We start from the raw sequence: 24,328 nt of genomic DNA on the forward strand, positions 1-24,328 counted from the left end.
CACGGTTACCCGGCCGGGTGACCGATGCTCAGCGGTTCCGCCGCCTTGTCCACCGCTGTGTCCACCGCCCGGTCCAGCGCTGTGTCCAGCGCGATGTCCCTCGCTATGTCCACGGCGGACAATGGACATCGCCGAAACCGCCCACATGGAGCATGCCCACCCCCAGTCCCCCGTCCTAGCCTGCGAGAAAAGACCTCGAGAAAAGACCTCAAGCGTCCGAAAGACGCCCATCCCGGAATCTCCGGTTCGCAAGATCTTCAGGGAGCTCTCATGACCGCACTTCCGCAGGAGCGCCGCGTCGTCACCGCCATCCCCGGCCCGAAGTCGCAGGAGCTGCAGGCCCGCCGTACCGCCGCGGTCGCGGCCGGTGTGGGCTCCGTGCTGCCCGTGTTCACCGCCCGCGCGGGTGGCGGGATCATCGAGGACGTCGACGGCAACCGTCTGATCGACTTCGGCTCCGGCATCGCGGTCACCTCCGTCGGCGCCTCCGCCGAAGCCGTCGTACGCCGGGCCTCCGCCCAGCTCGCCGACTTCACGCACACCTGTTTCATGGTCACCCCGTACGAGGGGTACGTGGAGGTCGCCGAGGCCCTCGCCGAGCTCACGCCGGGTGACCACGCCAAGAAGAGCGCCCTGTTCAACAGTGGCGCGGAGGCCGTCGAGAACGCCGTCAAGATCGCCCGCGCGTACACCAAGCGCCAGGCGGTCGTCGTCTTCGACCACGGCTATCACGGCCGTACGAACCTCACCATGGCGCTGACCGCGAAGAACATGCCGTACAAGCACGGCTTCGGCCCGTTCGCGCCCGAGGTCTACCGGATGCCGATGGCCTACGGCTACCGCTGGCCGACCGGCCCCGACAACGCGGGCCCGGAGGCCGCCGCCCAGGCCATCGACCAGATCACCAAGCAGGTCGGCCCGGACAACGTGGCCGCGATCATCATCGAGCCGGTGCTCGGCGAGGGCGGCTTCATCGAGCCGGCGACCGGCTTCCTGCCCGCCCTCAGGCAGTTCGCCACCGACAACGGCATCGTCTTCGTCGCCGACGAGATCCAGTCCGGGTTCTGCCGCACCGGCCAGTGGTTCGCCTGCGAGGACGAGGGCATCGTCCCGGACCTGATCACCACGGCGAAGGGCATCGCCGGCGGTCTGCCGCTGGCCGCGGTGACCGGCCGCGCCGAGATCATGGACGCCGCGCACGCGGGCGGCCTGGGCGGCACCTACGGCGGCAACCCCGTCGCCTGCGCGGGCGCGCTGGGCTCGATCGAGACGATGAAGGAGCTCGACCTCAACGCCCGGGCGAAGGCGATCGAGGCGACGATGAAGGCCCGTCTGGGTGCCATGGCCGAGAAGTTCGACATCATCGGCGACATCCGCGGCCGCGGCGCGATGATCGCCATCGAGCTGGTCGAGGACCGTACGACGAAGGAGCCGAACCCCTCCGCGACGGCCGCGCTGGCCAAGGCCTGCCACCAGGAGGGCCTGCTGGTCCTGACCTGTGGCACCTACGGCAACGTGCTGCGCTTCCTGCCGCCGCTGGTCATCGGCGAGGATCTGCTGAACGAGGGCCTGGACATCATCGAGCAGGCCTTCGCGCGCATCTGACGGTCGCCTCGCACACCTGATCGCAGCAACGGCAGACGGTGTGAAGAGAGTGTGCGAGGTAGATGACAGGACTCGATTCCACCTGTCTTCCGCCCACCCCCTGCCGTAGGTTCTACCCAGATGAGAGATACACCCCGTCCGCGGGAAACCGCGGACGAGTTCAGGTTGAGGCCTCCCCAGCTTCGACCTGGTCGTGCCCTCGCGCACACAAACGGGGCCTCTGGCTCCGGATCTCCTCACCGATCGGACAGTCGCTCGCCCCAAACCCCCCGGGGCGCGCGACCATCCGATCCGATCGGCCGCCCCGGAACCACCCCCCCTGTTCCGGGGCGGCCGGCCTCCTTCCTCCTTCTCGGGGTGCTCGGGCTTCCGGCCCTCCTCTTCGCGTTGATCACCTGGCAGGTCGTCGTCGACGGCCCGCTGGTGCGGGTGGACGAACGCGTCAGCCGTGCCCTGGTCCACCCGGACCGCTTCTCCCAACTCCTCGCCGACCTGGGCAATGTCCAGGTAGCGGTCCCGGTCCTGGTCGTCGTACTGGTCCAGGTCGCCTGGCGCTCCCGCCGCGCTGGTACAGACCGCTGGTGGCTGTCGGTCACCGTCGCCGCCCTCCTGATGGCGCTGGCCCCGGCCCTGATCGTCCCGCTGAAGGAACTCGTCGCCCGTCCGGGCACCCCTGCCGTACCCCCCGCCACCGGCTACTTCCCCTCCGGCCACACCGCCACGGCCGCCCTCGCCTACGGCTCCGCGACCCTGCTCCTGCTGCCCCGGCTGCGCGGCCCCGCCCGTCACGTCCTCCTCGCCGCCTGCGCGCTGCTCGTCCTGGGCGTCTCCTTCGGCCTGGTCCGCCACGGCTACCACTGGCCACTGGACGTCGTGGCCAGTTGGTGCCTGTGCACGGTGCTGCTCGCGTCGCTGTGGCTGTTCCTGGGGCGGAGAACCCCCGCCGGCCGGGGTACTGACCGCCGCGTCCGGGACATCTCTTAGTCCTTCCTCACCCTCGCCAGGTCCGCCGCCGCCTCGTGCATGGCCAGTTCGAGGAGAGCCGGGTCGGTGAGGGTGCCGGAGCCGTCGGGGGTGACCAGCCAGCGGACCCTGCCGGTCGAGCGCCCCGGGTACGGCACGACGATCCAGGTCCCGGCGCCCGCCGTACGGATGCCCGTGCCGAGCCAGCGGTCCGCGGTGCCCGGCGGGACCAGGAAGCCCGTCCGGGCGTCGCCGGAGTCGACGAGCACCGGACCCGGCCGGTCGAGGACGCGGGTGACGACGTCAAGGGTGGGACAGCCGAGTTCGCCCGGCAGGATCAGCACGTCCCAGGCCCGGCCGGCGGGCAGGAGGGCGACCCCGAGGGGACTGCGTTCCCACTCCCAGCGACAGACCTCGGGGTCGGGTGCGGCGGATACGAGCCAGTCCACCGCCGTCTTCGCCGCAGTCATGAGGGACCTCCCTTTCTCCGTGGACGCGGTTCACGTCACGAGAGAGAGGGCGGCCCTTGGTATCCATTACGCCGGTTTCGGCGCCACGTTGGAGTGAAACGGATCGCCCACCCCTTCCTTCGGGTCAGCTGTCGAAGCCCAGCCCCAGGCGGTCCATCGTGCGCAGCCACAGATTGCGCCGGCCGCCGCGCGCGTCCGCCCGGGCCAGCGACCACTTGGTGAGGGCGATGCCCGTCCAGGCGAAGGGCTCGGGCGGGAACGGCAGCGGTTTCCTGCGGACCATCGCGAGTGAGGTGCGCTCCGTGGACTCCCCCGCCAGCAGGTCCAGCATCACCTGGGCCCCGAAACGGGTGGCCCCGACGCCGAGGCCGGTGTAGCCCGCCGCGTACGCCACCTTCCCGTGGTGGGCCGTGCCGTAGAACGCCGAGAAGCGCGAGCAGGTGTCGATCGCGCCGCCCCACGCGTGGGTGAAGCGGACGTCCTCCAGCTGCGGGAAGCAGGTGAAGAAGTGCCCGGCGAGCTTGGCGTAGGTCTGCGGGCGGTCGTCGAACTCGGCGCGCACCCGGCCGCCGTACGGGTAGATCGCGTCGTAGCCGCCCCACAGGACGCGGTTGTCCGCCGACAGCCTGAAGTAGTGGAACTGGTTGGCGCTGTCCCCCAGCCCCTGCCGGTTCTTCCAGCCGATCGAGGCCAGCTGGCCGGCGGTCAGCGGCTCGGTCATCAGCGCGTAGTCGTAGACCGGGACCGTGTACGCCCGCACGCGCCTGACCAGGCTGGGGAAGATGTTCGTGCCGAGCGCGACCTTGCGGGCGCGGACCTGGCCGTACGGAGTGTGTACGGCCATCCCGGCGCCGTACGGCTTCAGGGTGAGGGCGGGGGTGTGCTCGTGGACGCGGACGCCGAGCCGGACACACGCCCGCTTCAGGTTCCAGGCGAGTTTCGCCGGGTGGAGCATGGCCACGCCCCGGCGGTCGTGGAGGCCCGCCTGGAAGGTCGGGGAGGCCACCTGGTCCCGTACCGCCTCCGCGTCCAGGAACTCCACGCCCTCGGCGAGGCCCTCGCGCCGCATCTCCTGGTACCAGTCGCGCAGTTCCCGCGCCTGGTACGGCTCGGTCGCCACGTCGATCTCGCCGGTGCGCTCGAAGTCGCAGTCGAGGTCGTGCCGGGCGACCGACTCCTCGATCTCGTCGAGGTTGCGGGCGCCCAGTTCCTGGAGCTTGTGGATCTCGCCCGGCCAGCGGGCCAGTCCGTTGGGCAGGCCGTGCGTGAGGGAGGCGGCGCAGAAGCCTCCGTTGCGGCCGGAGGCGGCCCAGCCCACCTCACGGCCTTCCAGGAGGACGACATCCCTTCCGGGGTCGCGTTCCTTGGCGAGGAGCGCGGTCCACAGTCCGCTGTAGCCGCCGCCGACGACCAGCAGGTCGCAGGTCTCGACGCCGGTGAGCGCGGGCTCGGGGCGCGGTCTGCCGGGGTCGTCCAGCCAGTACGGGACCGGCTGGGCGTCGGAAAGTGACCTGGTCCAACGGCTCATGGCTCCTGCGGCCATGATTCCAACTCCCTACGGGGTCTTATGACTTCTGCCTGTTGCGGCGATTGCCGACGACCATCGAGGCCAGGACGAGCAGCACGGCGACGAGGAACATGGCCGTGCCGATGACATTGATCTGGACGGGCGTTCCGCGCTGTGCCGAACCCCAGACGAACATGGGGAAGGTGACGGTCGAGCCCGCGTTGAAGTTCGTGATGATGAAATCGTCGAAGGACAGCGCGAAGGACAGCAGCGCGCCCGCCGCGATCCCGGGCGCCGCGATGGGCAGGGTGACCCGCAGGAAGGTCTGTGCGGGACCGGCGTACAGGTCCCGTGCGGCTTCCTCCAGGCGCGGGTCCATCGACATCACGCGCGCCTTGACGGCGACGACGACGAAGCTGAGACAGAACATGATGTGCGCGATCAGGATCGTCCAGAAGCCCAGTTGCGCGCCCAGGTTGAGGAACAGGGTCAGCAGCGAGGCCGCCATGACGACCTCGGGCATGGCCATGGGCAGGAAGATCAGCGAGTTGACGGTGCCCCGGGCGCGGAACCGGTAGCGGACCAGCGCGAAGGCGATCATGGTGCCCAGGACGGTGGCGCCGATGGTCGCCCAGAAGGCGATCTGGAGGCTGACCGACAGCGAACCGCACATGCCGGCGACCCCGCACGGGTCCTTCCACGCGTCCGTGGAGAACTGCTGCCACGCGTAGTTGAAGCGCCCCTTCGGCTTGTTGAAGGAGAACACCGTGACGACGACGTTGGGCAGCAGGAGATATCCGAGGGTGACCAGTCCGGCGATGACGACCAGATGGCGCTTGAGCCAGGTGACGAAGGGCATTTAGACCAGGTCCTCCGTCCCGGACCGGCGGATGTAGAACGTGACCATGAGAAGAATTCCGGCCATGAGGATGAACGAGAGGGCCGCGGCCGTCGGATAGTCCAGGATCCGCAGGAACTGCGTCTGGATGACGTTTCCGATCATGCGGGTGTCGGTCGAGCCCAGCAGTTCGGCGTTGACGTAGTCACCGGCCGCCGGAATGAAGGTCAGCAGCGTGCCGGAGACGACACCCGGCATCGACAGCGGGAAGGTCACCTTGCGGAAGGTGGTCCACGGCCTGGCGTACAGGTCGCCCGCCGCCTCGTGCAGGCGCCCGTCGATGCGCTCCAGTGAGCTGTACAGCGGCAGGATCATGAACGGCAGGAAGTTGTACGTCAGACCGCAGACCACGGCGAGTGGCGTGGCCAGCACGCGGTCGCCGGAGGTCCAGCCGAGCCAGTTGGTGACGTCCAGGACGTGCAGCGTGTTGAGCGCCCCGACGACCGGGCCGCCGTCCGCGAGGATCGTCTTCCAGGCGAGCGTGCGGATCAGGAAGCTGGTGAAGAACGGCGCGATCACCAGAATCATGATCAGGTTCCGCCAGCGGCCCGCGCGGAAGGCGATCAGATAGGCCAGCGGGTAGCCGAGGGCCAGACACAGGATCGTGGCGGCTCCGGCGTACAGGACCGAGCGCAGGAACTGCGGCCAGTACTCGCTCAGCGCGTCCCAGTAGGTCGCGAGGTGCCAGGTGACCTTGTAGCCCTCCTCCAGGGAGCCCGTCTGCACGGACGTGGAGGCCTGGTAGATCATCGGCAGCGCGAAGAAGACCAGCAGCCACAGGATGCCGGGCAGCAGGAGCCAGTACGGCACGAGACGCCCGCGTTTGCGCGGGGGCTTGTTCTGCGGAGCGGGCGCCAGGGGAGGCGCCTCGGTGAGCGTCGCCATCAGGCCGCCTCTTCCGCCGTGTCGACGCCCGCGTCGGTGCCGGCGTCGATGTCCTGGGCCGCGTCGAGCCCGAAGGTGTGCGCGGGGTTCCAGTGCAGGACGACCTCGGCGCCGGGCACCAGCCGGGCGTCGCGGTCGATGTTCTGGGCGTACACCTCGAACTCGGGGCACACGGGCGAGTCGATGACGTACTGCGTGGACACGCCGATGAAGCTGGAGTCGGCGATCGTGCCGGTGATCCGGTTGCGGCCCTCGGGTATCTCGCCCGCCTGGTCGGCGTGGGTGAGGGAGATCTTCTCCGGGCGGATCCCGACCAGCACCCTGCCGCCGGTCGTCGTCGGTGCGCTGCAGCGCGCCTGAGGCAGGACCAGCTTGCCGCCGCCCGCCTTGAGGACGATGTCGTCGCCGCTGCCGTCGACCTCGGCCTCGATCAGGTTGGAGGTGCCGAGGAAGTTGGCGACGAACGTGGTGTTCGGGTTCTCGTAGAGGTCGGTGGGCGAGCCGAGCTGTTCGACGCGGCCCGCGTTCATCACGGCGACCGTGTCGGCCATGGTCATGGCCTCCTCCTGGTCGTGGGTGACGTGGATGAAGGTGATGCCGACCTCGGTCTGGATGCGCTTGAGCTCCAGCTGCATCTGGCGGCGCAGCTTGAGGTCCAGGGCGCCGAGGGGCTCGTCGAGGAGCAGCACCTTGGGGGTGTTGATCAGCGCGCGGGCCACCGCGACGCGCTGCTGCTGGCCGCCGGAGAGCTGGTGCGGCTTCTTGCGTGCCTGCTCGCCGAGCTGGACCAGGTCGAGCATCTCCTCGACCTGCTTCTTCACCGACCTGATGCCGCGCCGACGCAGGCCGAAGGCGACGTTCTCAAAGATGTCGAGGTGCGGGAAGAGGGCGTAGGACTGGAAGACGGTGTTCACCGGCCGCTTGTACGGCGGCAGGTCGGTCACTTCCTGATCGCCGAGGAAGACCGTGCCGGCGGAAGGTTCCTCCAGGCCCGCGATCATGCGCAGGGTGGTGGTCTTGCCGCAGCCGGAGGCGCCGAGCAGGGCGAAGAAGGAGCCGTGCGGGACGGTCAGGTCGAGTGGGTGTACGGCGGTGAAGGAGCCGTAGGTCTTGGCTATGCCCGAGAGGCGGACGTCGCCGCCGTGGTCGGTCTTGTCGGTGCTCTTCACGGTGATCACGCCCCAGTCAGCTTCGCGAACTTCTCTTCGAACTCGGTGTCTTCCTTCGAGCTCAGTGAGCGGAAGGCGTGGGACTTCGCGGCCATGGCCTTGTCCGGGATGATCAGCGGGTTGTTCGCCGCGTCCTGGTCGAGTTTCGCCAGCTCGGGCTTGACTCCGTCGACGGGACACACGTAGTTGATGTACGCGGCGAGCTCGGCGGCCGGTTTCGGCTCGTAGTAGTAGTCGATGAGCCGTTCGGCGTTCGTCTTGTGCCGGGCCTTGTTGGGGATCAGCAGGTTGTCGGTCGACGTCATGTAGCCGCTGTCCGGGATCAGGAAGTCGATGTCCGGGCTGTCCGCCTTGAGCTGGACCACGTCACCGGCCCAGGCGACACAGGCCGCGAAGTCGCCGCTGGTGAGGTCGGAGGTGTAGTCGTTGCCGGTGAAGCGGCGGATCTGGCCCTTGTCGACGGCCTTCTGGAGGCGGGCGATCACCGCGTCGTAGTCGTCCGCCGTGAAGGTCGCGGGGTCCTTGCCCATGTCGAGCAGGGTCATCCCGACGCTGTCACGCATCTCCGACAGGAAGCCGACCCGGCCCTTGAGCTTCGGGTTGTCGAGCAGATCGGAGAGGGACTTCACCTCCACGCCGTCGAGCGCCTTCTTGTTGTAGGCGATGACCGTCGAGATGCCCTGCCACACGTACGAGTAGGCGCGGCCCGGGTCCCAGTCGGGGCTGCGGAACTGGGCCGACAGGTTGGCGTAGGCGTGCGGGAGGTTGGACGCGTCCAGTTTCTGGACCCAGCCCAGGCGGATGAGGCGTCCGGCCAGCCAGTCGGTGAGGACGATGAGGTCGCGGCCGGTGTCCTGGCCGGCGGCGAGTTGCGGCTTGATCTTGCCGAAGAACTCGTTGTTGTCGTTGATGTCCTCGGTGTACTTGACCTTGATGCCGGTCCGGGCGGTGAACTGGTCGAGCGTGGGGTGGTGCTTCTCGCTCTTGTCCACGTCCATGTACTCGGTCCAGTTGGAGAAGTTGACGGTCTTCTCCTTCGCCGAGTGGTCGTCCGCGGAGACGCCGCCCTGGGTTTTACCGGCCGCGGGGATGCCGCAGGCGCTCAGCGCGCCGAGACCGCCGATCGCCAACGCGCCGCCCGCGGAGGCGCGCAGCACGGACCGCCGGGTCATGGCGGCCCTGCCGTTCCTGAGGCTGCGCCGCATGGCGGCCACCTGGGCCGGGGACAGGCGGTCGGGCTCGTACTGCTCCATGCGCGTGATGCCCTTTCGGGAGATGCCCTTGTGACAAGAATCCTTTTGTGCGGCTGCGCGGCCGGGGGTCAGTCGGCCCGCTGTCGCTGTCGGTCCCCGAAGATGGTCCGGTGCCAGTCCTTGCGGGGCACCGCCGTGTTGTCGAACATGACGTGTTTGATCTGCGTGTACTCCTCGAAGGAGTACGCGGACATGTCCTTGCCGAAGCCGGACGCCCGGTACCCGCCGTGGGGCATCTCGCTGATGATCGGGATGTGGTCGTTGATCCACACGCAGCCCGCCCTGAGCTCCCGGGTGGCGCGGTTCGCCCGGTAGACGTCCCGGCTCCAGGCGGAGGCGGCGAGTCCGTACGGTGTGTCGTTGGCCAGCCGAAGGCCCTCGTCGTCGGTGTCGAAGGGCAGCACGACCAGGACCGGCCCGAAGATCTCGGACTGGACGATCTCACTGTCCTGGGCCGCGTCGACGACCAGGGTGGGGCGGTAGTACGCACCGCTCTTGAGGTCCGCCCGCGGAGCCTCACCGCCGGTCACCACGCGTGCGTAACCGCGCGCCCGGTCGACGAACCCGGCGACCCGGTCGCGGTGGACGTGCGAGATCAGCGGGCCGAGGTCGGTGCCGGGGTCGAACGGGTCGCCGAGCCGGACGGTCTCCATGAGGGCGGCCGTCCGCTCGACGAAGGCCTGGTAGAGCGGACGCTGTACGTACGCGCGGGTGGCCGCCGTGCAGTCCTGCCCGGTGTTGATGAGCGCGCCCGCGACCGCGCCGTTGACGGCCGCCTCCAGGTCGGCGTCGTCGAAGACGACGAACGGTGCCTTGCCGCCCAGCTCCAGGTGGAGACGTTTGACGGTGGCGGTGGCGATCTCGGCGACGCGCTTGCCGACGGTGGTGGAGCCGGTGAAGGACGTCATCGCCACGTCCGGGTGGCCGACGAGGTGCTCACCGGCCTCCCGGCCGGCGCCGTTGACGATGTTGATCACACCGTCGGGGATCCCGGCGTGGGTGGCGGCCTGCGCGAACAGCAGCGAGGTGAGCGGGGTGAGCTCGGCGGGCTTCAGCACGATCGTGTTGCCCGCGGCGATCGCCGGGAGGATCTTCCAGGCGGCCATCTGGAGGGGGTAGTTCCAGGGCGCGATGGATCCGACGACACCGATCGGCTCGCGGCGGACGTAGGAGGTGTGGTCACCTGAGTACTCGCCTGCGGACTGGCCCTCGAGGTGCCGGGCGGCGCCCGCGAAGAAGGCGGTGTTGTCGATCGTGCCCGGCACGTCGAACTCACGGGTCAGCTTGAGCGGCTTGCCGCACTGGAGGGACTCGGCCCGGGCGAAGTCCTCGGCACGGTCGGCGAGCACCGCGGCGAAGCGGTGCAGGGCGTCGGAGCGCCCGCCCGGGGTGAGCGAGGACCAGCCGGGGAAGGCGGCGCGGGCGGCGGCCACGGCCGCGTCCACGTCGGCGGCGCCCGCCAGCTCGTACGTGTACACCTCCTCGCCGGTCGACGGGTCGACGACCGCGTGCGTACGGCCGGAAGTCCCCGTGGTCAGCCGGCCCCCGATGAACTGGTCGCCCTCGGCGAAGCGCTCCCGGGCCGCGAACCGGTCCGGGGTGACAGTGCCCGGATTGTGCATGTCGCTCTCCTCCGCCGTCGCCCCGCGTTCAGGGAGGCGGGTGGCGTAGCTCCAGCTCGATTTGAGTGCCGATCCTGACAGAGGTGAGGGCAGCCAACAAGTGATTCCGTTGTTGCCTTTTGGTTACGCGACGAAATCTGTCGACCAGGTGTCGAGTCCGTCGGTGAAAGACAGGGCGGGGTGTCAGTGGTGCCTGCCAGACTTCCGTGCATGAAAGGGATCACGGGGAGGATCGATTCGCGGGAGGCGCTGGTCAGGGAGGTGGAGGCAGGCTCCAGGATCAAGTACCTGTACTTCTGGGGACACCGGCCACCCAGCGGCGGCGGTGTGGGGCCGAGCTGTCTGAGCCAGTGGTGGCCCTCGCCGTTCACGGTGGCGGGCGTGTCCTACGCGACTGCCGAGCACTGGATGATGGCGTGCAAGGCACGGCTCTTCGACGACGCTCGGGCCGAGGAGCGGGCGCTGGCGGCGGGGCATCCGGCCGAGGCCAAGAAGGCGGGGCGCCTGGTGCGCGGCTTCGACGAGGCGGTGTGGGAGCGGGAGCGGTTCCGGATCGTGGTCGAGGGCAGCGTGCACAAGTTCGCCGCGCATCCCGCGTTGCGGGACTTCCTGCTGGCCACGGGGGCGGGCAGCGAGAGGGTGCTGGTGGAGGCGAGCCCGGTGGACCGGGTGTGGGGCATCGGCCTGGCCGCCGACGACGAGGCGGCCGCGGATCCGCGGCGGTGGCGCGGGCCGAACCTGCTCGGGTTCGCGCTGATGGAGGCGCGGGAGCGGCTGCGGACCGGCCTGGCCGGCGAGACGGGCTGAGGCGGGGCCGGACGGGCCTCGCCGCCGGGACGGGCTGGGGCGGGACCGGCCGCCGGGCCCGCCCCGCCCCAGCCACGGCTCAGATGGCGCTCATGAAACTCGCGAAGAGCAGGAGCCCCAGCAGCGGCAGGATCACCGTGGCCACGATGCCGCAGACGAGCCCCGCGGTCGCCGCACCCTTGTTGGTCGCCTCACCGCGGCCCGCCTTGCCGCGGCCGATCGCGCCGAAGATGATCCCGAGAATCCCGAGGATGACCCCGAAGAACCACAGGAAGAACGTCAGGCTGCACACGACGCCGATGATGCCCAGCACCAGACCGGTCGTGCCCATGCCGTTGCTCGGCTGCGGTGTCATGCCGTAGCCGGGCATCTGCGGGTAGGCGCCCACCGGAGCGGCGGCCGGGTAGGACGGGGCCGGGCTCGCGTAGGACTGCCCCTGGGAGGGGTAGCCGTACCCCGGAGCCGACCCGGACTGCGGATAGGCGTAGCCCGGCTGCGAAGGCTGCGGCGGCTGGGTCGGCGGTGGCCCGAACCCACCGGGTCCGGGATTGGCGTCGGACATGAACTGCTCCCCTCGTTGACTGCCAGGGCATCGTAATGGCCCTGCTCACCTCGGGGCGCACCGTTTCGTCCGGTGAATTCGGCAGGTGGGCCCGGCAGTTGCTCCGGGCGCTGCCTTCGTGGCTGAATCGGTGACTGATCCGGCCGGTGACTTTTCCGGCCGGTGGCTGATCCGGCCGGTGCCTCAGTCGTTCGCGAGCACGGACACCGGCCCGGCCCGCAAGGCGCCGTAGGAGTCGCCGTACTCGTCGTCCATGTTGATCGCGGCCGTGATCCCGATGGCGATCAGGACGATGACCGCGACGCCGAGGATGATGCCGATGACGCCCGTGATCAGGCCGGCCTGCGCCTGGCCGTGGTTGTCGGCCTCGCCGCGCTCGGCCCGCTTCTTCCCCTTGATGCCGAAGACCACCGCGAGGATGCCGAGCACGATCGAGACGACGCCGTAGATGCAGAACAGACAGCAGGACAGGATGCCCAGGACCATCGCGGCGACGCCCATGCCGTTCTGCGGGGGCGCCTGCATACCGGGCCAGCCGTAGCCGGCGGGGTAGGACGGGTATCCGTAACCGCCGGGAGCCGCGGGGCCGTTGGGTGCGACCGGCGGGGGCGGCAGCGCGGAACCGGGTGCGCCGGCGCCCTGGGCGGCGGCGCCGGGCGGCGGGTAGCCGGGCGGGGTGTGATCGGGCTGGGTGTAGCCGGGTGCGGCGTACCCGTCGGCGGGCATCGAGGTGACCGTGGCCTGGTCGTGAACGGACGGCGGCGGTGACCCGGGCGGCTGGGCGGCGCCTGGGGCCTGACCGGAGCCGGGTGCCTGGTTCTTGTCCAGGGACGGCCTGCTCTCCGGCGGCGCCCAGGGGTCGCGGCCGCCTCCGGCCTCCCCGCTCGGCTGCGTTGCGTCCGTCACGTCGTGTCCCCCTCAATCGATCGTGCCGCCATGCTACGGCCTCGCCCACCGCGCCTCACCGCCGGTTCGGCCCCAGCCCGCCCCGGGGTCCACCGCCGCCCACGGCCTACGATGTGACCGCATTCGATCAGCCGATCACCCGCGCCGCACCCCGACCGGTGCCCGGCGCCCTGCCCCGGGGAGGCCCCCATGACCGAGCACCTCGTCGACGCCCGTGCCTCACGCGATCTGCGGGCGTTCATCGCGTCGCTGCCCAAGGCCGAACTCCACGTCCACCACGTCGGTTCCGCCTCCCCGCGCATCGTCTCCACGCTGGCCGCCCGCCACCCCGACTCCAAGGTCCCCACCGACCCCGAGGCCCTGGTCGACTTCTTCACCTTCACGGACTTCGCGCACTTCATCGACGTGTATCTGTCCGTCGTCGACCTGATCCGCACGCCGGAGGACGTACGGCTGCTGACGTACGAGATCGCCCGGGACCTGGCCCGGCAGCAGGTGCGCTACGCCGAGCTGACCATCACGCCGTTCTCCTCGACCCGGCGCGGCATCGACGAACTCGCCTTCATGGAGGCGATCGAGGACGCCCGCAAAGCGGCCGAAGCCGAGTTCGGGACGGTCCTGCGCTGGTGCTTCGACATTCCGGGCGAGGCCGGTCTGCTGTCCGCCGAGGAGACGGTACGGATGGCCACCGACGAGCGTCTGCGGCCGGAGGGCTTGGTGTCGTTCGGGCTCGGCGGGCCCGAAGTCGGCGTACCCCGGCCACAGTTCAAGCCGCACTTCGACCGGGCGATCGCGGCCGGTCTGCACTCCGTCCCGCACGCCGGCGAGACCACCGGCCCGGAGACGGTGTGGGACGCGCTGACCCACCTGCGCGCCGAGCGCATCGGACACGGCACCAGTTCCGCGCGGGACGAGAAACTCCTCGCCCATCTCGCCGAGCACCGGATCCCGCTGGAGGTGTGCCCGACCTCCAACATCGCCACCCGGGCGGTGTCCACGCTCGACGAGCACCCCATCAAGGAGTTCGTGAAGGCCGGCGTGCTGGTCACGATCAACTCCGACGACCCGCCGATGTTCGGCACCGACCTCAACAACGAGTACGCCGTCGCCGCCCGGCTGCTGGACCTCGACGAGCGGGGACTGGCCGAGCTGGCGAAGAACGCGGTCGACGCCTCGTTCCTCGACGAGACGGGCAAGTCCCGGATCAAGGACGAGATCGAGACGTACACCACCGGTTGGCTCGCGCCCTGACCACAGCACAATGGGCGCATGCAGAAGCTGACCGCCGTGGCCCATCGCGGCGACCCCTACCGCGTCCGTGAGAACACCGTCGACTCGCTGCGTTCCGCGCTCCTGCGGGGCGCGGACGCGGTCGAGATCGACGTACGGCTCACCCGGGACGGCGTTCCCGTCCTGCTGCACGACGACACGCTGAAGCGGTTGTGGGAGCACGAACGGCCGCTGCTGTCGCTGTCGGCGGACGAGGTGCGCGGGCTCACGGACGGCGGGGTGCCGACGCTCGCCCAGGCGCTGGCCGCGACCGAGGGGAGCCGGGTGCTGCTCGACCTGCCGGGCACCCCGGACGTGCGGGCGGCCCGCCGGGTCGTGGACGTGGTGCGGGAGTGCGGGGCGCGGGAGAGGGTGTACTACTGCGCGGGCGCCCGGGCCATGCTCGCCGTACGCGCCGCCGACCCCGCCGCCGAGATCGCACTGACCTGGACCACGCTGGCCCCGCCCCGGGCCGCCTTGCTGGACGCGGTGCGCCCGCGCTGGCTCAACTACCGCTTCGGGCTGGTAAATCGCGCCCTGGCCGAGCGCGTTCACACCGACGGCTGTCTGCTCTCCGTCTGGACCCCCGACACACGCCGCTCCATGCGCCGCCTCATCGCCATGGGCGTCGACTCGATCACCACCAACCGCGTCGACATCCTGTGCGCCCTGCGCGACGGCACCCCGGAAGCTTGAGCTAGACGCGGGAGCGTTGCGGGACGGTCGCCGGGTCAGCCGGGGTGGCGCGGGTGACGTACTGCGGCACCGGTGTGTCGTCCGTGCCGGTGTCGCGGACCAGGCCGTAGCGCTTCGTGCCCTGGTCGGGGCCCGTCGTGACGTCCTTCTCCACCGCGTCCCAGCTCGACGGGAAGACGTTCAGGCCGTAATCGGCCCCGCGTTCGTTCACGGTGAGGGTGACGCTGCCGTGGATGTAGAAGTACTCGTTCTGCCACATCTGCTGGGTGCCGGACGGCAGGACGGCGTAGCCGGTGGTCGAGTCGCCCATGCCGGTGGCGGAGGCGTCGGTGGCGCTGACCGGGTCGTCCATGCGCCGGCCGCCACCCGAGGCGACATGGAAGAGCTCACCCCGCAGCCCGGTCCAGGTCGGCATGACCAGGGCACCGGCCCGGTACTGCGGCGAGATCTGCCAGCGGACGAGGACATAGCCCCGCCCGCTGAGCGTCACGCTGTCCCCGCGGTGGTTCATGGTGGCGTGCGCGCCGCCGCTGCTGGTGACGCCGGGCTCGGGCCGGTGCGGCAGGGTGGCCGGCTCGGCGTCCGGGTCAGGTGCCCGGTCGACGGCGTCGACGACGGTGCCGTACAGGTCGGCTCTCTTCGGCCTGGCCGCCGATGGCGTGGGCGTGGGGGCGGCGGGCGTGGGGGCGGCGGGCGTGGGGGCGGTGGGCGTCGGGGAGGCCGACGGGGGTGGTGGGGCGGGGGCGGCCGTCCGGCTCGGGGCGGTGACGGCGGCGCGCGGGGGCGGGGCGGGGTCCGGGGGGCGGGTGACGACGTACGCGCCGCCCGCGGCGAGGGTCGCGCCCGCGGTCACGGCGACCACCGGCTTGGCGAGCGCGCTCAGCACCTTGGCGGACCAGCCGACGGAGGTACCGGCGGCCGTGGCGGCCACGGCCGTCTTGCCGCCGAAGGCGAGGGAGAGCGTGAACCCCACCGGGAGCGGGACCAGCGCGATCCCGACCAGCAGGCGCTCCGCCGGTACGACGGACGCGCGGGCGTCACCGCAGTACCCGCAGCCGCGGATGTGCCGGGCCAGCCGCTTGCGCCAGACGGAGTCGGGGCGGCCCGGCCAGCGGGCGGTCAGGTCGCGCAGGTCCGGGCAGGCGCCGTCGAGGGCCCGGACGATGCCCCGCGACACCTCCAGGCGCTCCTTCATCCGCTGGACACGCACGGCGGCGTGCTGCCGGCTGACACCGGCGGCCTCCGCCAGCTCACGCCGGGTGAGTTCACCGGCGACCTCCAGCCACCACAGGGACAGCAGCTGCCGGTCCTCGTCGTCGAGCCAGCGCGCCGCCTCCGCGACCTCGCGCCGCTCCCCCTCCAACTGGAGCCGCAGCACGGTGAGTTCGGCGAAGTCGGCGGCCTCGTGCGGTGCCGACTCGTCCAGCCGGGCGGGCGCCCGGCGGCGGGCCCGGTCCCGGATCTGCCGCATGGCGATCGCCACCAGCCAGGAGCGGAAGCTGTCCGGGTCGCGCAGCGAGCCGAGGTTGTCGACGGCCCGCAGCATGGTCTCCTGCACGACGTCGTCCACGTCGGCATGGCCGTTCAGCGCCCGGCCGACGATGTTGTAGACCAGCGGCAGCCAGCCCGCGACCAGCTCGTCCAGCGCCTGCCGGTCGCCGGCCTGCGCCGCCACGACGGTGGAGCTCCAGTGCCGCGTGTCCACGATGCCCTTTCGGTGACCGCTGTGACGGTTGAGGTCGGTTTTCTTCTGGCACGCACCCTCTCAGGCGGGCCGAGGAAGTCCTATGTCCGGCATCACAGTGCGGAGACGGCGTGAAGGCGGCCGGGATAACAGTTCTTGGCTGCCCTTAGGTGGCTGCCCTGACCACCCCTCTGTTCTGTACGGCACTTGATCGGGGTCGCATCAGGGACGGGCGCCCTCCTCACCGACGATCCGGTGGCCGCCGTACGCCCGGAGGATGAGCACCACCACAAACCCGCAGGCCTCTGGAGCAGCCGCATGCGCGCCCCCCCGTCGTACGACCCTCCTCGCCGCGTCCCTCGTCCTCGCCCTCGGCGCGACCCCGCTGGCGGCCCCCGCCTTCGCCGCGACCGCGACCGCCCCGGCCGCCCCGGCCGCCGTGCACGCCACCACGACCGGCTACCTGGACACCGTCGCCCTGCGCGCGGCACTCGGCGGGCTTCCGGACAAGGACGCGACCTTCGCCCTCGTCCGGGTCGGCGGCAGAGACGGCACCTGGCGCGCCAGCGCGGGCGCGCACGACCTGGAGAGCGACACGGCGGCGGACCCGGACGCCCGGTTCCGGGCCGGTTCGACGACGAAGGTCGTGACGGCGGCGGTCGTCCTGCAACTCGCGGCGGAGGGCAGGATCCGCCTGGACGCGCCCATTCAGCGCTACCTCCCGGGCCTGCTCACCCGGGAGTTCAAGCCGATCACCGTACGGCAGCTGCTGAACCACACCAGCGGCATCCAGCCCGGCGACGGCCTCGGGAACACCTTCGAGGAGGTGTACGCGCACCGCCTTGACACCCTGACGCCCCAGGCGGTCGTAGCGTCTGCGGTCGCCAAAGGCCCGGAGTTCTACCCCGGCAAGCAGCAGCACTACCTGAACATCAACTACACCGTCCTCGGCCTGCTGATCGAAAAGGTGACGGGGCACTCGTACGCGTCCGAGGCCACCCGGCGCGTCCTGCTGCCCGCCGGGATGCGGGACACGTACTTTCCCGGCACGGACCCGGTGATCCGCGGCCCGCACAACCGCGGCTACCAGGCGGTGAAGCGGGCCGACGGCACGACGGACCTCGTCGATGTGACCGAGTGGAACCAGGCCGACCGGTGGGCGGCCGGGGACATGATCTCCACCACCGCCGACCTGGAGCGGCTGCTGAACCGTCTGTTCCGCGGCGACCTGGTGCCGCGGCCGCAACTGAGGGATATGTTCACGGTCCCGAAGGGCATCGAGGGCGCCGACATGAGCGCCGGTCTGCAGCGCTTCGAGTTCGAGGGACGGGTCTACTGGCTCAAGTCGGGCGCCCGGTACGGCTACGGCACGGTGATCGCCGCGACCCGGAACCTGTCGCGCACGCTGGTCGTCACCGTCGGGGGAACCGACGTGAAGAGCGAGGACATGAACCCGGTGACCGAGCGGATCGCGCGCGCCGCGCTCAAGTAGCGGGGACGAGACCGGCGTTGACGGTGAGCGTCTCCAGGCGCTTGATCCTCTTCCGTACGACGTACAGCGGGATCACCCCGAAGACGCCGAACGCCATGTCGATCACGGTCCACCAGAACGGGATCCCCCGGACCGGTCCGCAGATCAGGGCGAGCGGGATGATGCCGGCGCAGGCGATCATCCCGAACTCGACGACCCAGATGTTGCGGACCGGGTCACGGTAGGGACCGTAGAAGGCCACCGCGATGACGAGGTGGGCGAAGGCCAGCCAGTCCGTGCCGTAGAGAACGAAGGGGTACTCGGCGTCGGCGGTGTCGAGTCCCCGCCGCACGTGCTCGATCCAGTCCATGAGTGCCGGGGCGTGCTCCGGCACCGACAGTGCCCGCAACAGGTCCTCGGTCCAGCGCAGTTCGTGGACCAGGGGGAAGGCGGTGGCACCGCTGAGCACGAGGCAGACGACGAAGAGGGCCAGCCATGCGCGGATGCCCCGGAGAAGGGCGGCTCTGTCGCTCATGGCAGCAGCGTACGCCTTTAATTGAACGTGTTCAAAACCTTCTCGGGCCGGGCGTGGCCGCCTCCTCGGTCCGATCCGTCGACCGGGCGGCCGAGGGCTCGACCGCCGACGACACCGGCGGCTCGATCGAGGGCCTCATCGAGGGCTCGATCGTCGCTGTCTTCGAGGGTGCGTTCCTCGATGCCGACGGATCACGACCGGACCCCCCGCCCGGATCGGAAGGGACGGAGCTGATCTCCGGGGTGGGCCGGGGACCTTCGGGCCCGGGCGTCGCCGAGGCGGGCGGCCCGGTCGTGGGACTGCGCACGGGCGGGGCCATCGGGACCGTCGGGGGCGCGGGGGCCTCATGGGCCGTCAGGTGCAGCGGCAGCGCGACCAGGGCGGCGACGGCGCAGGACGCGCCGACCCCGACCGCGGCGGCGCGCAGCAGACGGCGGCGACCGGCCCGGCGGCGGATCGTCTCGTACCGGCCGGCGGGCGGGCCGAGGTAGTCGGAGGAGGGGCGCAGGATGACGGCGAGGGGGTCGTCGGGCTCGAACTCGGGCCCGTCGTCAGGGTGTGTGATCAAGGCTTCTCCCCAGATGGGCACGGAGCAGTTCGCGGGCCGCGTGCAGGTCGGCCTTGACGGTCCCTTCCTTGCGCCCGGTCAGCGCGGACACCTGCCGGATCGGCATGTCGGCGTAATAGTGCAGCAGGATCGGGACCCGCAGCCGTTCCGGTAACGCCTGCACGAGCAGGCGCACCGAAGGATCGGTCTGCTGGGGCGGCGGGCGCAGGGCGGCCTCGACGGTCGCCCTGCGCACGGCTCCGCGCTCCCGCTCCAGTTTGCGCCAGTGGTCCCGGACCAGGTTGGCCGCCGTGACGTAGAGGAACCCGCGGGGTTCCGTCACGGCGGTCCAGCGACCCCAGAGCCGGGTGAAGGCCTCGGAGGCGATCTCGTGGGCCGTCTCGTCGTCGTCGACCAGCCGCCGGCACCAGCCGGCCAGACGCGGGTAGAGGGCGGCGAACAGCTCGGACGCTGCCTTCTCGCGGGACCGTTTCAACGCTCTCCGTGCTCTCCGTGGGGCGATAGGGCCTGTGGCGTGCGGGGGTGCGACGCGTGCCGATCAGTGGCCGGCGGAGCTCATCGTGGCGAAGACGATGACGTTGTCGAGGTAGCCGCCCCCGCTGCGGGCGCCGCCGCACGTGATCAGCCGCAACTCCGGGCGGTTCACGTCGCCGTAGACCTCGTCCGCCGGGAAGTGGGCCTTGGCGACCGTCCGTACGGAGTCCACCGCGAACACCGCGGTCGTGCCGTTCTCCAGGCGCGCCTCGATCCGGTCGCCCTGCCGCAGCCGCTTCAGGTCGTGGAAGACCCCGTCCCCGTAGGAACCGACCGTCACATGACCGAGGATCACGGACGGCCCCACCTGGCCGGGCGTCGGCGAGTGCCGGTACCAACCGGCCTGGTCGTGCGCCGTGATCGGGGGGACCTGCACGGTGCCGTCCGGGGCCAGCCCCAACCGCATCACCGGGGTGTCGACCCCGATGGCCGGGATGCGCAGCCCGCTCGGGACGGACCGTCCCAGGGGCCGCACCGGGTCGGTGGAGGACCGCGAGGGCGACGACGTGGAGCCGGAACGGGCCGCCGTACCCTGCCCGTTCTGCCCACTCCCGCCGTCCCGCTCGCCCCCGCCGCCGTTCCCGCCACCGCCGCCACCGCAGCTCACGAGCAGTGAGGCCGCCGCCGCGGTGACGAACGCGCGCCTGGAGAGCGAGGTCATGCCCCCATCGCCCGCCGACGCCGTACGACGACGAACGCCGCGCCGCCGAGCACGCCCACCGCGGCGGCGCCCCCGCCGATCAGCCCGCCGGTGGACGAGGACTGGCTCGACCCGGGCGCGACGCCGGTGTCGGGCGCCCCGCTCGGGACGACCGAGACCTGGTCCCTGGAACGCATCTCGCTCTCTTCGGCGCTCGGAACCTTGCTCGCCTCCCGGATCTCGTCGGCGGGGGCGGACGGGACCGGGCGCGGGGCGGTGCTCTCATCCGCGGCGGCGGACGGAACCGGGCTCGCGCTCAGCTCGTCGGCGAACGCGGGCCCGATGCCCGCGAGTACGGCGGTGCACGCAAGTGCCATGACACTGAGGACAGTTCGGCGCATGAATCGCTCTCTCTCGTCGGTCCGCCCACCCGAAGGCTCGGTGAGCGGGGTTGCGGATCGACGGGAGAGACGAGGGAGCGACGGGGCGGGTTGTAAAGAGATGGCAAAGCCCGGTCGGCGAGGGGCGAGGGGCCGAACGACGAGCCAAAAGGACCGGCGCGGAGCGGGCAACCGCCCACATCCGCGCCGTCGTTGTCCCCCGCCCCCGCGGAGCGCCTACGCCTCCAGCGAGGTCATCACGTGCTTGATCCGGGTGTAGTCGTCGAAGCCGTAGCCGGAGAGGTCCTTGCCGTAGCCGGACTTCTTGAAGCCGCCGTGCGGCATCTCCGCGACCAGCGGGATGTGGGTGTTGATCCACACACAGCCGAAGTCGAGCTTCTTGGACATCCGCATCGCGCGGCCGTGGTCCTTGGTCCACACGGAGGAGGCGAGGGCGTACTCGACGCCGTTGGCCCACTCCACCGCCTGGTCCTCGTCGGAGAAGGACTGGACGGTGATGACCGGGCCGAAGACCTCCCGCTGGATGATCTCGTCGTCCTGCCTGAGGCCCGAGACGACGGTCGGGGCGTAGAAGTAGCCCTTGTCGCCGACCCGGTGGCCGCCCGCCTCGACCTTGGCGTGCGCGGGCAGCCGCTCGATGAAGCCGGAGACCTGCTTGAGCTGGTTCGGGTTGTTGAGCGGACCGAACAGCACGTCCTCGTCATCGGGCTGGCCGGTCTTGGTCTTCGCGGCCGTCTTCGCCAGCTCGGCCACGAACTCGTCGTGCACGCCCTCGTGGACGAGGACGCGGGTGGCGGCCGTACAGTCCTGGCCGGCGTTGAAGAAGCCGGCCACGGAGATGTCCTCGACGGCCTTGGCGATGTCGGTGTCCTCGAAGACGACGACCGGCGCCTTGCCGCCCAGCTCCAGGTGGACGCGCTTGAGGTCCTTGGACGCCGACTCGGCGACCGACATGCCCGCGCGCACGGAGCCGGTGATGGAGGCCATCGCCGGGGTCGGGTGCTCCACCATCAGCCGGCCCGTGTCACGGTCGCCGCAGATGACGTTGAAGACACCCTTGGGCAGGATCGAGCCGATGATGTCGGCGATCAGGACCGTGGACGCCGGAGTGGTGTCCGAGGGCTTGAGCACGACCGTGTTGCCCGCCGCGATCGCCGGCGCGAACTTCCACACGGCCATCATCATCGGGTAGTTCCACGGCGCGACCTGCGCGCAGACGCCGACCGGCTCACGGCGGACGATCGAGGTCAGCCCCTCCATGTACTCGCCGGCGCTGCGCCCCTCCAGCATCCGGGCCGCGCCTGCGAAGAAGCGGATCTGGTCGACCATCGGGGGGATCTCCTCGGAGCGGGTCAGCCCGATCGGCTTGCCCGTGTTCTCCACCTCGGCCGCGATGAGTTCCTCGGCCCGCTCCTCGAACGCGTCCGCGATCTTCAGGAGTGCCTTCTGGCGCTCGGCGGGGGTCGTGTCACGCCAGCCCGGGAAGGCCGCCGCGGCGGCCGCCATCGCGGCGTCCACGTCCGCCGGTCCGGACAGCGGCGCGGTCGCGTACGCCTCGCCCGTCACGGGGTTGACCACCTCGGTGGTCCGTCCATCGGCGGCGTCCTTGAACTCTCCGTCGATGTGGTTGCGCAGACGACGCAGCTCGGTGCTCACTGCCGGCCTCCTGTCAAGGTTGAACTGTCCACTCACTGAGACACCCACCCTAATCGGCAGGTCCACGTTTTCAACACCCCCGATCGCGCCATCGCTGCGAAATCCGCAGGTATCGATCGCGTGAACAACGAATTTCATCGCATTGGCCTTGCGGAACTGTCGAGACGTCGTGCACAGTGAGCTCGTGGCCAGTCGAAGCGCACACCCCAGAGACTCGCGGGAGAACCGGGAGAACAGTGAGTCCTCCCGCGAGTCGAGGACCAGCGGCACCCCGCACCTCGATGCCGTCTCCCTCGGCATCATCGAACAGCTCCAGGAGGACGGCCGCCGGCCGTACGCCGCCATCGGCAAGGCCGTCGGCCTCTCCGAGGCGGCCGTGCGCCAGCGCGTCCAGAAGCTGCTCGACCAGGGCGTGATGCAGATCGTCGCCGTCACGGACCCGCTCACCGTGGGCTTCCGCCGCCAGGCGATGGTCGGCGTCCGCGTCGAAGGTGACGTGGAGTCGGTGGCCGATGCCCTCAGCGCCATGTCCGAATGCGAGTACGTGGTGATGACCGCGGGCTCCTTCGACCTCATGGTGGAGATCGTCTGCGAGGACGACGACCACCTGCTGGAGGTCATCAACAAGCACATGCGAGCCATCCCCGGAGTGCGCTCCACCGAGAGCTTCGTCTACCTCAAGCTCAAGAAGCAGACCTACATGTGGGGAACCCGATAATCGTGAGCACCGACAGCCCCAAGGACCTCAGCCGGACCGCGTACGACCACCTGTGGATGCACTTCACCCGCATGTCCTCGTACGAGAACTCCCCCGTACCGACGATCGTCCGGGGCGAGGGCACCCACATCTACGACGACAAGGGCAAGCGCTACCTCGACGGCCTCGCGGGTCTGTTCGTGGTCCAGGCCGGACACGGCCGCGTGGAGCTCGCCGAGGCCGCCTTCAAGCAGGCGCAGGAGCTGGCGTTCTTCCCGGTCTGGTCGTACGCCCACCCCAAGGCCGTGGAGCTCGCGGAGCGTCTGGCGGACCACGCGCCGGGCGACCTCAACAAGGTCTTCTTCACCACCGGCGGCGGCGAGGCCGTCGAGACCGCCTGGAAGCTCGCCAAGCAGTACTTCAAGCTGACCGGCAAGCCCACCAAGCACAAGGTCATATCGCGCGCGGTCGCCTACCACGGCACCCCGCAGGGCGCCCTGTCCATCACCGGCCTGCCGGCCCTGAAGGCCCCCTTCGAGCCGCTGGTCCCGGGCGCGCACAAGGTCCCGAACACCAACATCTACCGCGCCCCGCTCTTCGGCGACGACCCGGTGGCCTTCGGCCGCTGGGCCGCCGACCAGATCGAGCAGCAGATCCTCATGGAGGGCCCGGACACCGTCGCGGCGGTCTTCCTGGAGCCGGTGCAGAACGCCGGCGGCTGCTTCCCGCCGCCGCCCGGCTACTTCCAGCGGGTGCGCGAGATCTGCGACAAGTACGACGTGCTGCTGGTGTCGGACGAGGTCATCTGCGCCTTCGGCCGCCTGGGCACGATGTTCGCCTGTGACAAGTTCGACTACGTGCCGGACATGATCACCTGCGCCAAGGGCATGACCTCGGGCTACTCCCCCATCGGCGCGTGCATCATCTCCGACCGCCTGGCCGAGCCGTTCTACCGGGGCGACAACACCTTCCTGCACGGCTACACCTTCGGAGGGCACCCGGTCTCCGCGGCCGTGGGCATCGCCAACCTCGACCTGTTCGAGCGCGAGAACCTCAACCAGCACGTCCTCGACAACGAGGGCGCCTTCCGCTCGACCCTGGAGAAGCTGCACGACCTGCCGATCGTCGGCGACGTCCGCGGCAACGGCTTCTTCTACGGCATCGAGCTGGTGAAGGACAAGCACACCAAGGAGTCGTTCGACGAGGAGGAGACCGAGCGCGTCCTGTACGGCTTCCTCTCCAAGGCCCTCTTCGACAACGGCCTGTACTGCAGGGCCGACGACCGCGGCGACCCGGTCGTCCAGCTCGCCCCGCCGCTGATCTCCGACCAGGAGACGTTCGACGAGATCGAGCAGATCCTGCGTGCGACGCTGACGGAGGCGTGGACGAAGCTCTGATCCCCACTCCGTCTTCGCTCCGGTCTTCGCTCTGATCTTCCGGAGGGATCTTCGTTAAGGAAGATCAAATACGGCCCCGGTGCCGCCCGTTCGAGTGAGAAACGGGCGTCCGGGGCCGCTTGCTGTGCGGCCA

At 70.4% G+C, this 24,328-nt stretch carries 23 protein-coding genes and 1 pseudogene; 8 read left to right on the plus strand and 16 right to left on the minus strand.

The features are described from left to right. Nucleotides 1-270 precede the first annotated feature (270 nt). Nucleotides 271-1,605 carry a 4-aminobutyrate--2-oxoglutarate transaminase gene (gabT, locus tag ABZ027_RS12835; RefSeq protein ID WP_356767365.1) on the plus strand — a complete coding sequence of 445 codons (1,335 nt, stop codon included), beginning with the start codon at nt 271-273 and terminating at the stop codon, nt 1,603-1,605. Between the two features lie 120 nt (nt 1,606-1,725). Next, a complete protein-coding gene (locus ABZ027_RS12840; RefSeq protein ID WP_356767367.1) occupies nt 1,726-2,589 on the plus strand; it encodes a phosphatase PAP2 family protein in 864 nt (287 codons plus the stop codon). Here the strand turns inward: ABZ027_RS12840 and ABZ027_RS12845 are convergent. From ABZ027_RS12845 to ABZ027_RS12875, 7 genes are all read right to left on the minus strand, one after another. Further along, nucleotides 2,586-3,038 carry a hypothetical protein gene (locus tag ABZ027_RS12845; RefSeq protein WP_356767369.1) on the minus strand — a complete coding sequence of 151 codons (453 nt, stop codon included), beginning with the start codon at nt 3,036-3,038 and terminating at the stop codon, nt 2,586-2,588. The genes ABZ027_RS12840 and ABZ027_RS12845 overlap by 4 nt on opposite strands. A gap of 124 nt (nt 3,039-3,162) precedes the next feature. Beyond that, on the minus strand, nt 3,163-4,581 hold the full coding sequence (locus ABZ027_RS12850; RefSeq protein WP_356767371.1) for an FAD-dependent oxidoreductase: 1,419 nt from the start codon (nt 4,579-4,581) through the stop codon (nt 3,163-3,165). Nucleotides 4,582-4,603: 22 nt separating this feature from the next. Continuing rightward, a complete protein-coding gene (locus ABZ027_RS12855) occupies nt 4,604-5,404 on the minus strand; it encodes an ABC transporter permease (protein WP_356767373.1) in 801 nt (266 codons plus the stop codon). After that, nucleotides 5,405-6,328 (minus strand): ABC transporter permease, encoded by a 924-nt coding sequence (locus ABZ027_RS12860; RefSeq protein ID WP_356767375.1) that lies wholly within the window; start codon nt 6,326-6,328, stop codon nt 5,405-5,407. Next, nucleotides 6,328-7,506, minus strand: coding sequence for an ABC transporter ATP-binding protein (locus ABZ027_RS12865; protein ID WP_356767377.1), 1,179 nt, complete (start codon nt 7,504-7,506; stop codon nt 6,328-6,330). The genes ABZ027_RS12860 and ABZ027_RS12865 overlap by 1 nt, the downstream gene beginning before the upstream one ends. Beyond that, nucleotides 7,503-8,750, minus strand: a complete 1,248-nt coding sequence (locus tag ABZ027_RS12870; RefSeq protein ID WP_356767379.1) for a spermidine/putrescine ABC transporter substrate-binding protein — start codon at nt 8,748-8,750, stop codon at nt 7,503-7,505. The genes ABZ027_RS12865 and ABZ027_RS12870 overlap by 4 nt, the downstream gene beginning before the upstream one ends. A 68-nt stretch (nt 8,751-8,818) precedes the next feature. Continuing rightward, nucleotides 8,819-10,372: a gamma-aminobutyraldehyde dehydrogenase gene (locus ABZ027_RS12875; RefSeq protein WP_356767381.1), complete on the minus strand. Its 1,554-nt coding sequence runs from the start codon at nt 10,370-10,372 to the stop codon at nt 8,819-8,821. 210 nt (nt 10,373-10,582) lie between these two features. Here ABZ027_RS12875 and ABZ027_RS12880 point away from each other — a divergent pair, with 210 nt between their 5' ends. Next, entirely contained in the window at nt 10,583-11,179 is a 597-nt protein-coding gene (locus ABZ027_RS12880; RefSeq protein WP_356767383.1) for an NADAR family protein, read from the plus strand. Nucleotides 11,180-11,258: 79 nt separating this feature from the next. On the opposite strand, the gene ABZ027_RS12885 is transcribed toward ABZ027_RS12880, so the two are convergent. Beyond that, nucleotides 11,259-11,741, minus strand: a complete 483-nt coding sequence (locus ABZ027_RS12885) for a DUF4190 domain-containing protein (RefSeq protein ID WP_356767385.1) — start codon at nt 11,739-11,741, stop codon at nt 11,259-11,261. A 183-nt stretch (nt 11,742-11,924) separates the two neighbouring features. Beyond that, a complete protein-coding gene (locus ABZ027_RS12890; protein ID WP_356767387.1) occupies nt 11,925-12,647 on the minus strand; it encodes a DUF4190 domain-containing protein in 723 nt (240 codons plus the stop codon). Between the two features lie 113 nt (nt 12,648-12,760). Here ABZ027_RS12890 and ABZ027_RS12895 point away from each other — a divergent pair. Continuing rightward, nucleotides 12,761-13,898: pseudogene (locus tag ABZ027_RS12895) on the plus strand (adenosine deaminase). Between the two features lie 18 nt (nt 13,899-13,916). Next, nucleotides 13,917-14,612 carry a glycerophosphodiester phosphodiesterase gene (locus ABZ027_RS12900; RefSeq protein ID WP_356767389.1) on the plus strand — a complete coding sequence of 232 codons (696 nt, stop codon included), beginning with the start codon at nt 13,917-13,919 and terminating at the stop codon, nt 14,610-14,612. Between the two features lies 1 nt (nt 14,613). On the opposite strand, the gene ABZ027_RS12905 is transcribed toward ABZ027_RS12900, so the two are convergent. Beyond that, nucleotides 14,614-16,317 (minus strand): sigma-70 family RNA polymerase sigma factor, encoded by a 1,704-nt coding sequence (locus tag ABZ027_RS12905; RefSeq protein WP_356767391.1) that lies wholly within the window; start codon nt 16,315-16,317, stop codon nt 14,614-14,616. 256 nt (nt 16,318-16,573) lie between these two features. Between ABZ027_RS12905 and ABZ027_RS12910 the strand changes: the two genes are divergently transcribed. Further along, complete coding sequence (locus ABZ027_RS12910) at nt 16,574-17,788, plus strand: serine hydrolase domain-containing protein (RefSeq protein ID WP_356767393.1); 1,215 nt, start codon at nt 16,574-16,576, stop codon at nt 17,786-17,788. On the opposite strand, the gene ABZ027_RS12915 is transcribed toward ABZ027_RS12910, so the two are convergent. From ABZ027_RS12915 to ABZ027_RS12940, 6 genes are all read right to left on the minus strand, one after another. After that, nucleotides 17,781-18,302 carry a hypothetical protein gene (locus ABZ027_RS12915; RefSeq protein WP_356767395.1) on the minus strand — a complete coding sequence of 174 codons (522 nt, stop codon included), beginning with the start codon at nt 18,300-18,302 and terminating at the stop codon, nt 17,781-17,783. The genes ABZ027_RS12910 and ABZ027_RS12915 overlap by 8 nt on opposite strands. Nucleotides 18,303-18,333: 31 nt before the next feature. After that, nucleotides 18,334-18,870: a hypothetical protein gene (locus tag ABZ027_RS12920; protein ID WP_356767397.1), complete on the minus strand. Its 537-nt coding sequence runs from the start codon at nt 18,868-18,870 to the stop codon at nt 18,334-18,336. Then, nucleotides 18,854-19,345 carry an RNA polymerase sigma factor gene (locus ABZ027_RS12925; RefSeq protein WP_356767399.1) on the minus strand — a complete coding sequence of 164 codons (492 nt, stop codon included), beginning with the start codon at nt 19,343-19,345 and terminating at the stop codon, nt 18,854-18,856. Before ABZ027_RS12925 ends, ABZ027_RS12920 begins: the two co-directional genes overlap by 17 nt. A 63-nt stretch (nt 19,346-19,408) precedes the next feature. Next, entirely contained in the window at nt 19,409-20,065 is a 657-nt protein-coding gene (locus tag ABZ027_RS12930; RefSeq protein ID WP_356767401.1) for a class F sortase, read from the minus strand. Next, nucleotides 20,062-20,445, minus strand: a complete 384-nt coding sequence (locus tag ABZ027_RS12935; protein WP_356767403.1) for a sortase-dependent protein — start codon at nt 20,443-20,445, stop codon at nt 20,062-20,064. The genes ABZ027_RS12930 and ABZ027_RS12935 overlap by 4 nt, the downstream gene beginning before the upstream one ends. A 216-nt stretch (nt 20,446-20,661) precedes the next feature. Then, entirely contained in the window at nt 20,662-22,101 is a 1,440-nt protein-coding gene (locus tag ABZ027_RS12940; protein ID WP_356767404.1) for a gamma-aminobutyraldehyde dehydrogenase, read from the minus strand. Between the two features lie 169 nt (nt 22,102-22,270). Between ABZ027_RS12940 and ABZ027_RS12945 the strand changes: the two genes are divergently transcribed. Together ABZ027_RS12945 and ABZ027_RS12950 are read left to right on the plus strand one after the other, a co-directional pair. After that, entirely contained in the window at nt 22,271-22,819 is a 549-nt protein-coding gene (locus ABZ027_RS12945; RefSeq protein ID WP_356767405.1) for an Lrp/AsnC family transcriptional regulator, read from the plus strand. A gap of 2 nt (nt 22,820-22,821) precedes the next feature. Further along, complete coding sequence (locus ABZ027_RS12950) at nt 22,822-24,195, plus strand: aspartate aminotransferase family protein (protein WP_356767407.1); 1,374 nt, start codon at nt 22,822-22,824, stop codon at nt 24,193-24,195. Nucleotides 24,196-24,328 lie beyond the last annotated feature (133 nt).

It is taken from the genome of Streptomyces sp. NPDC006332, from assembly GCF_040612855.1.
Lineage (GTDB): Bacteria > Actinomycetota > Actinomycetes > Streptomycetales > Streptomycetaceae > Streptomyces.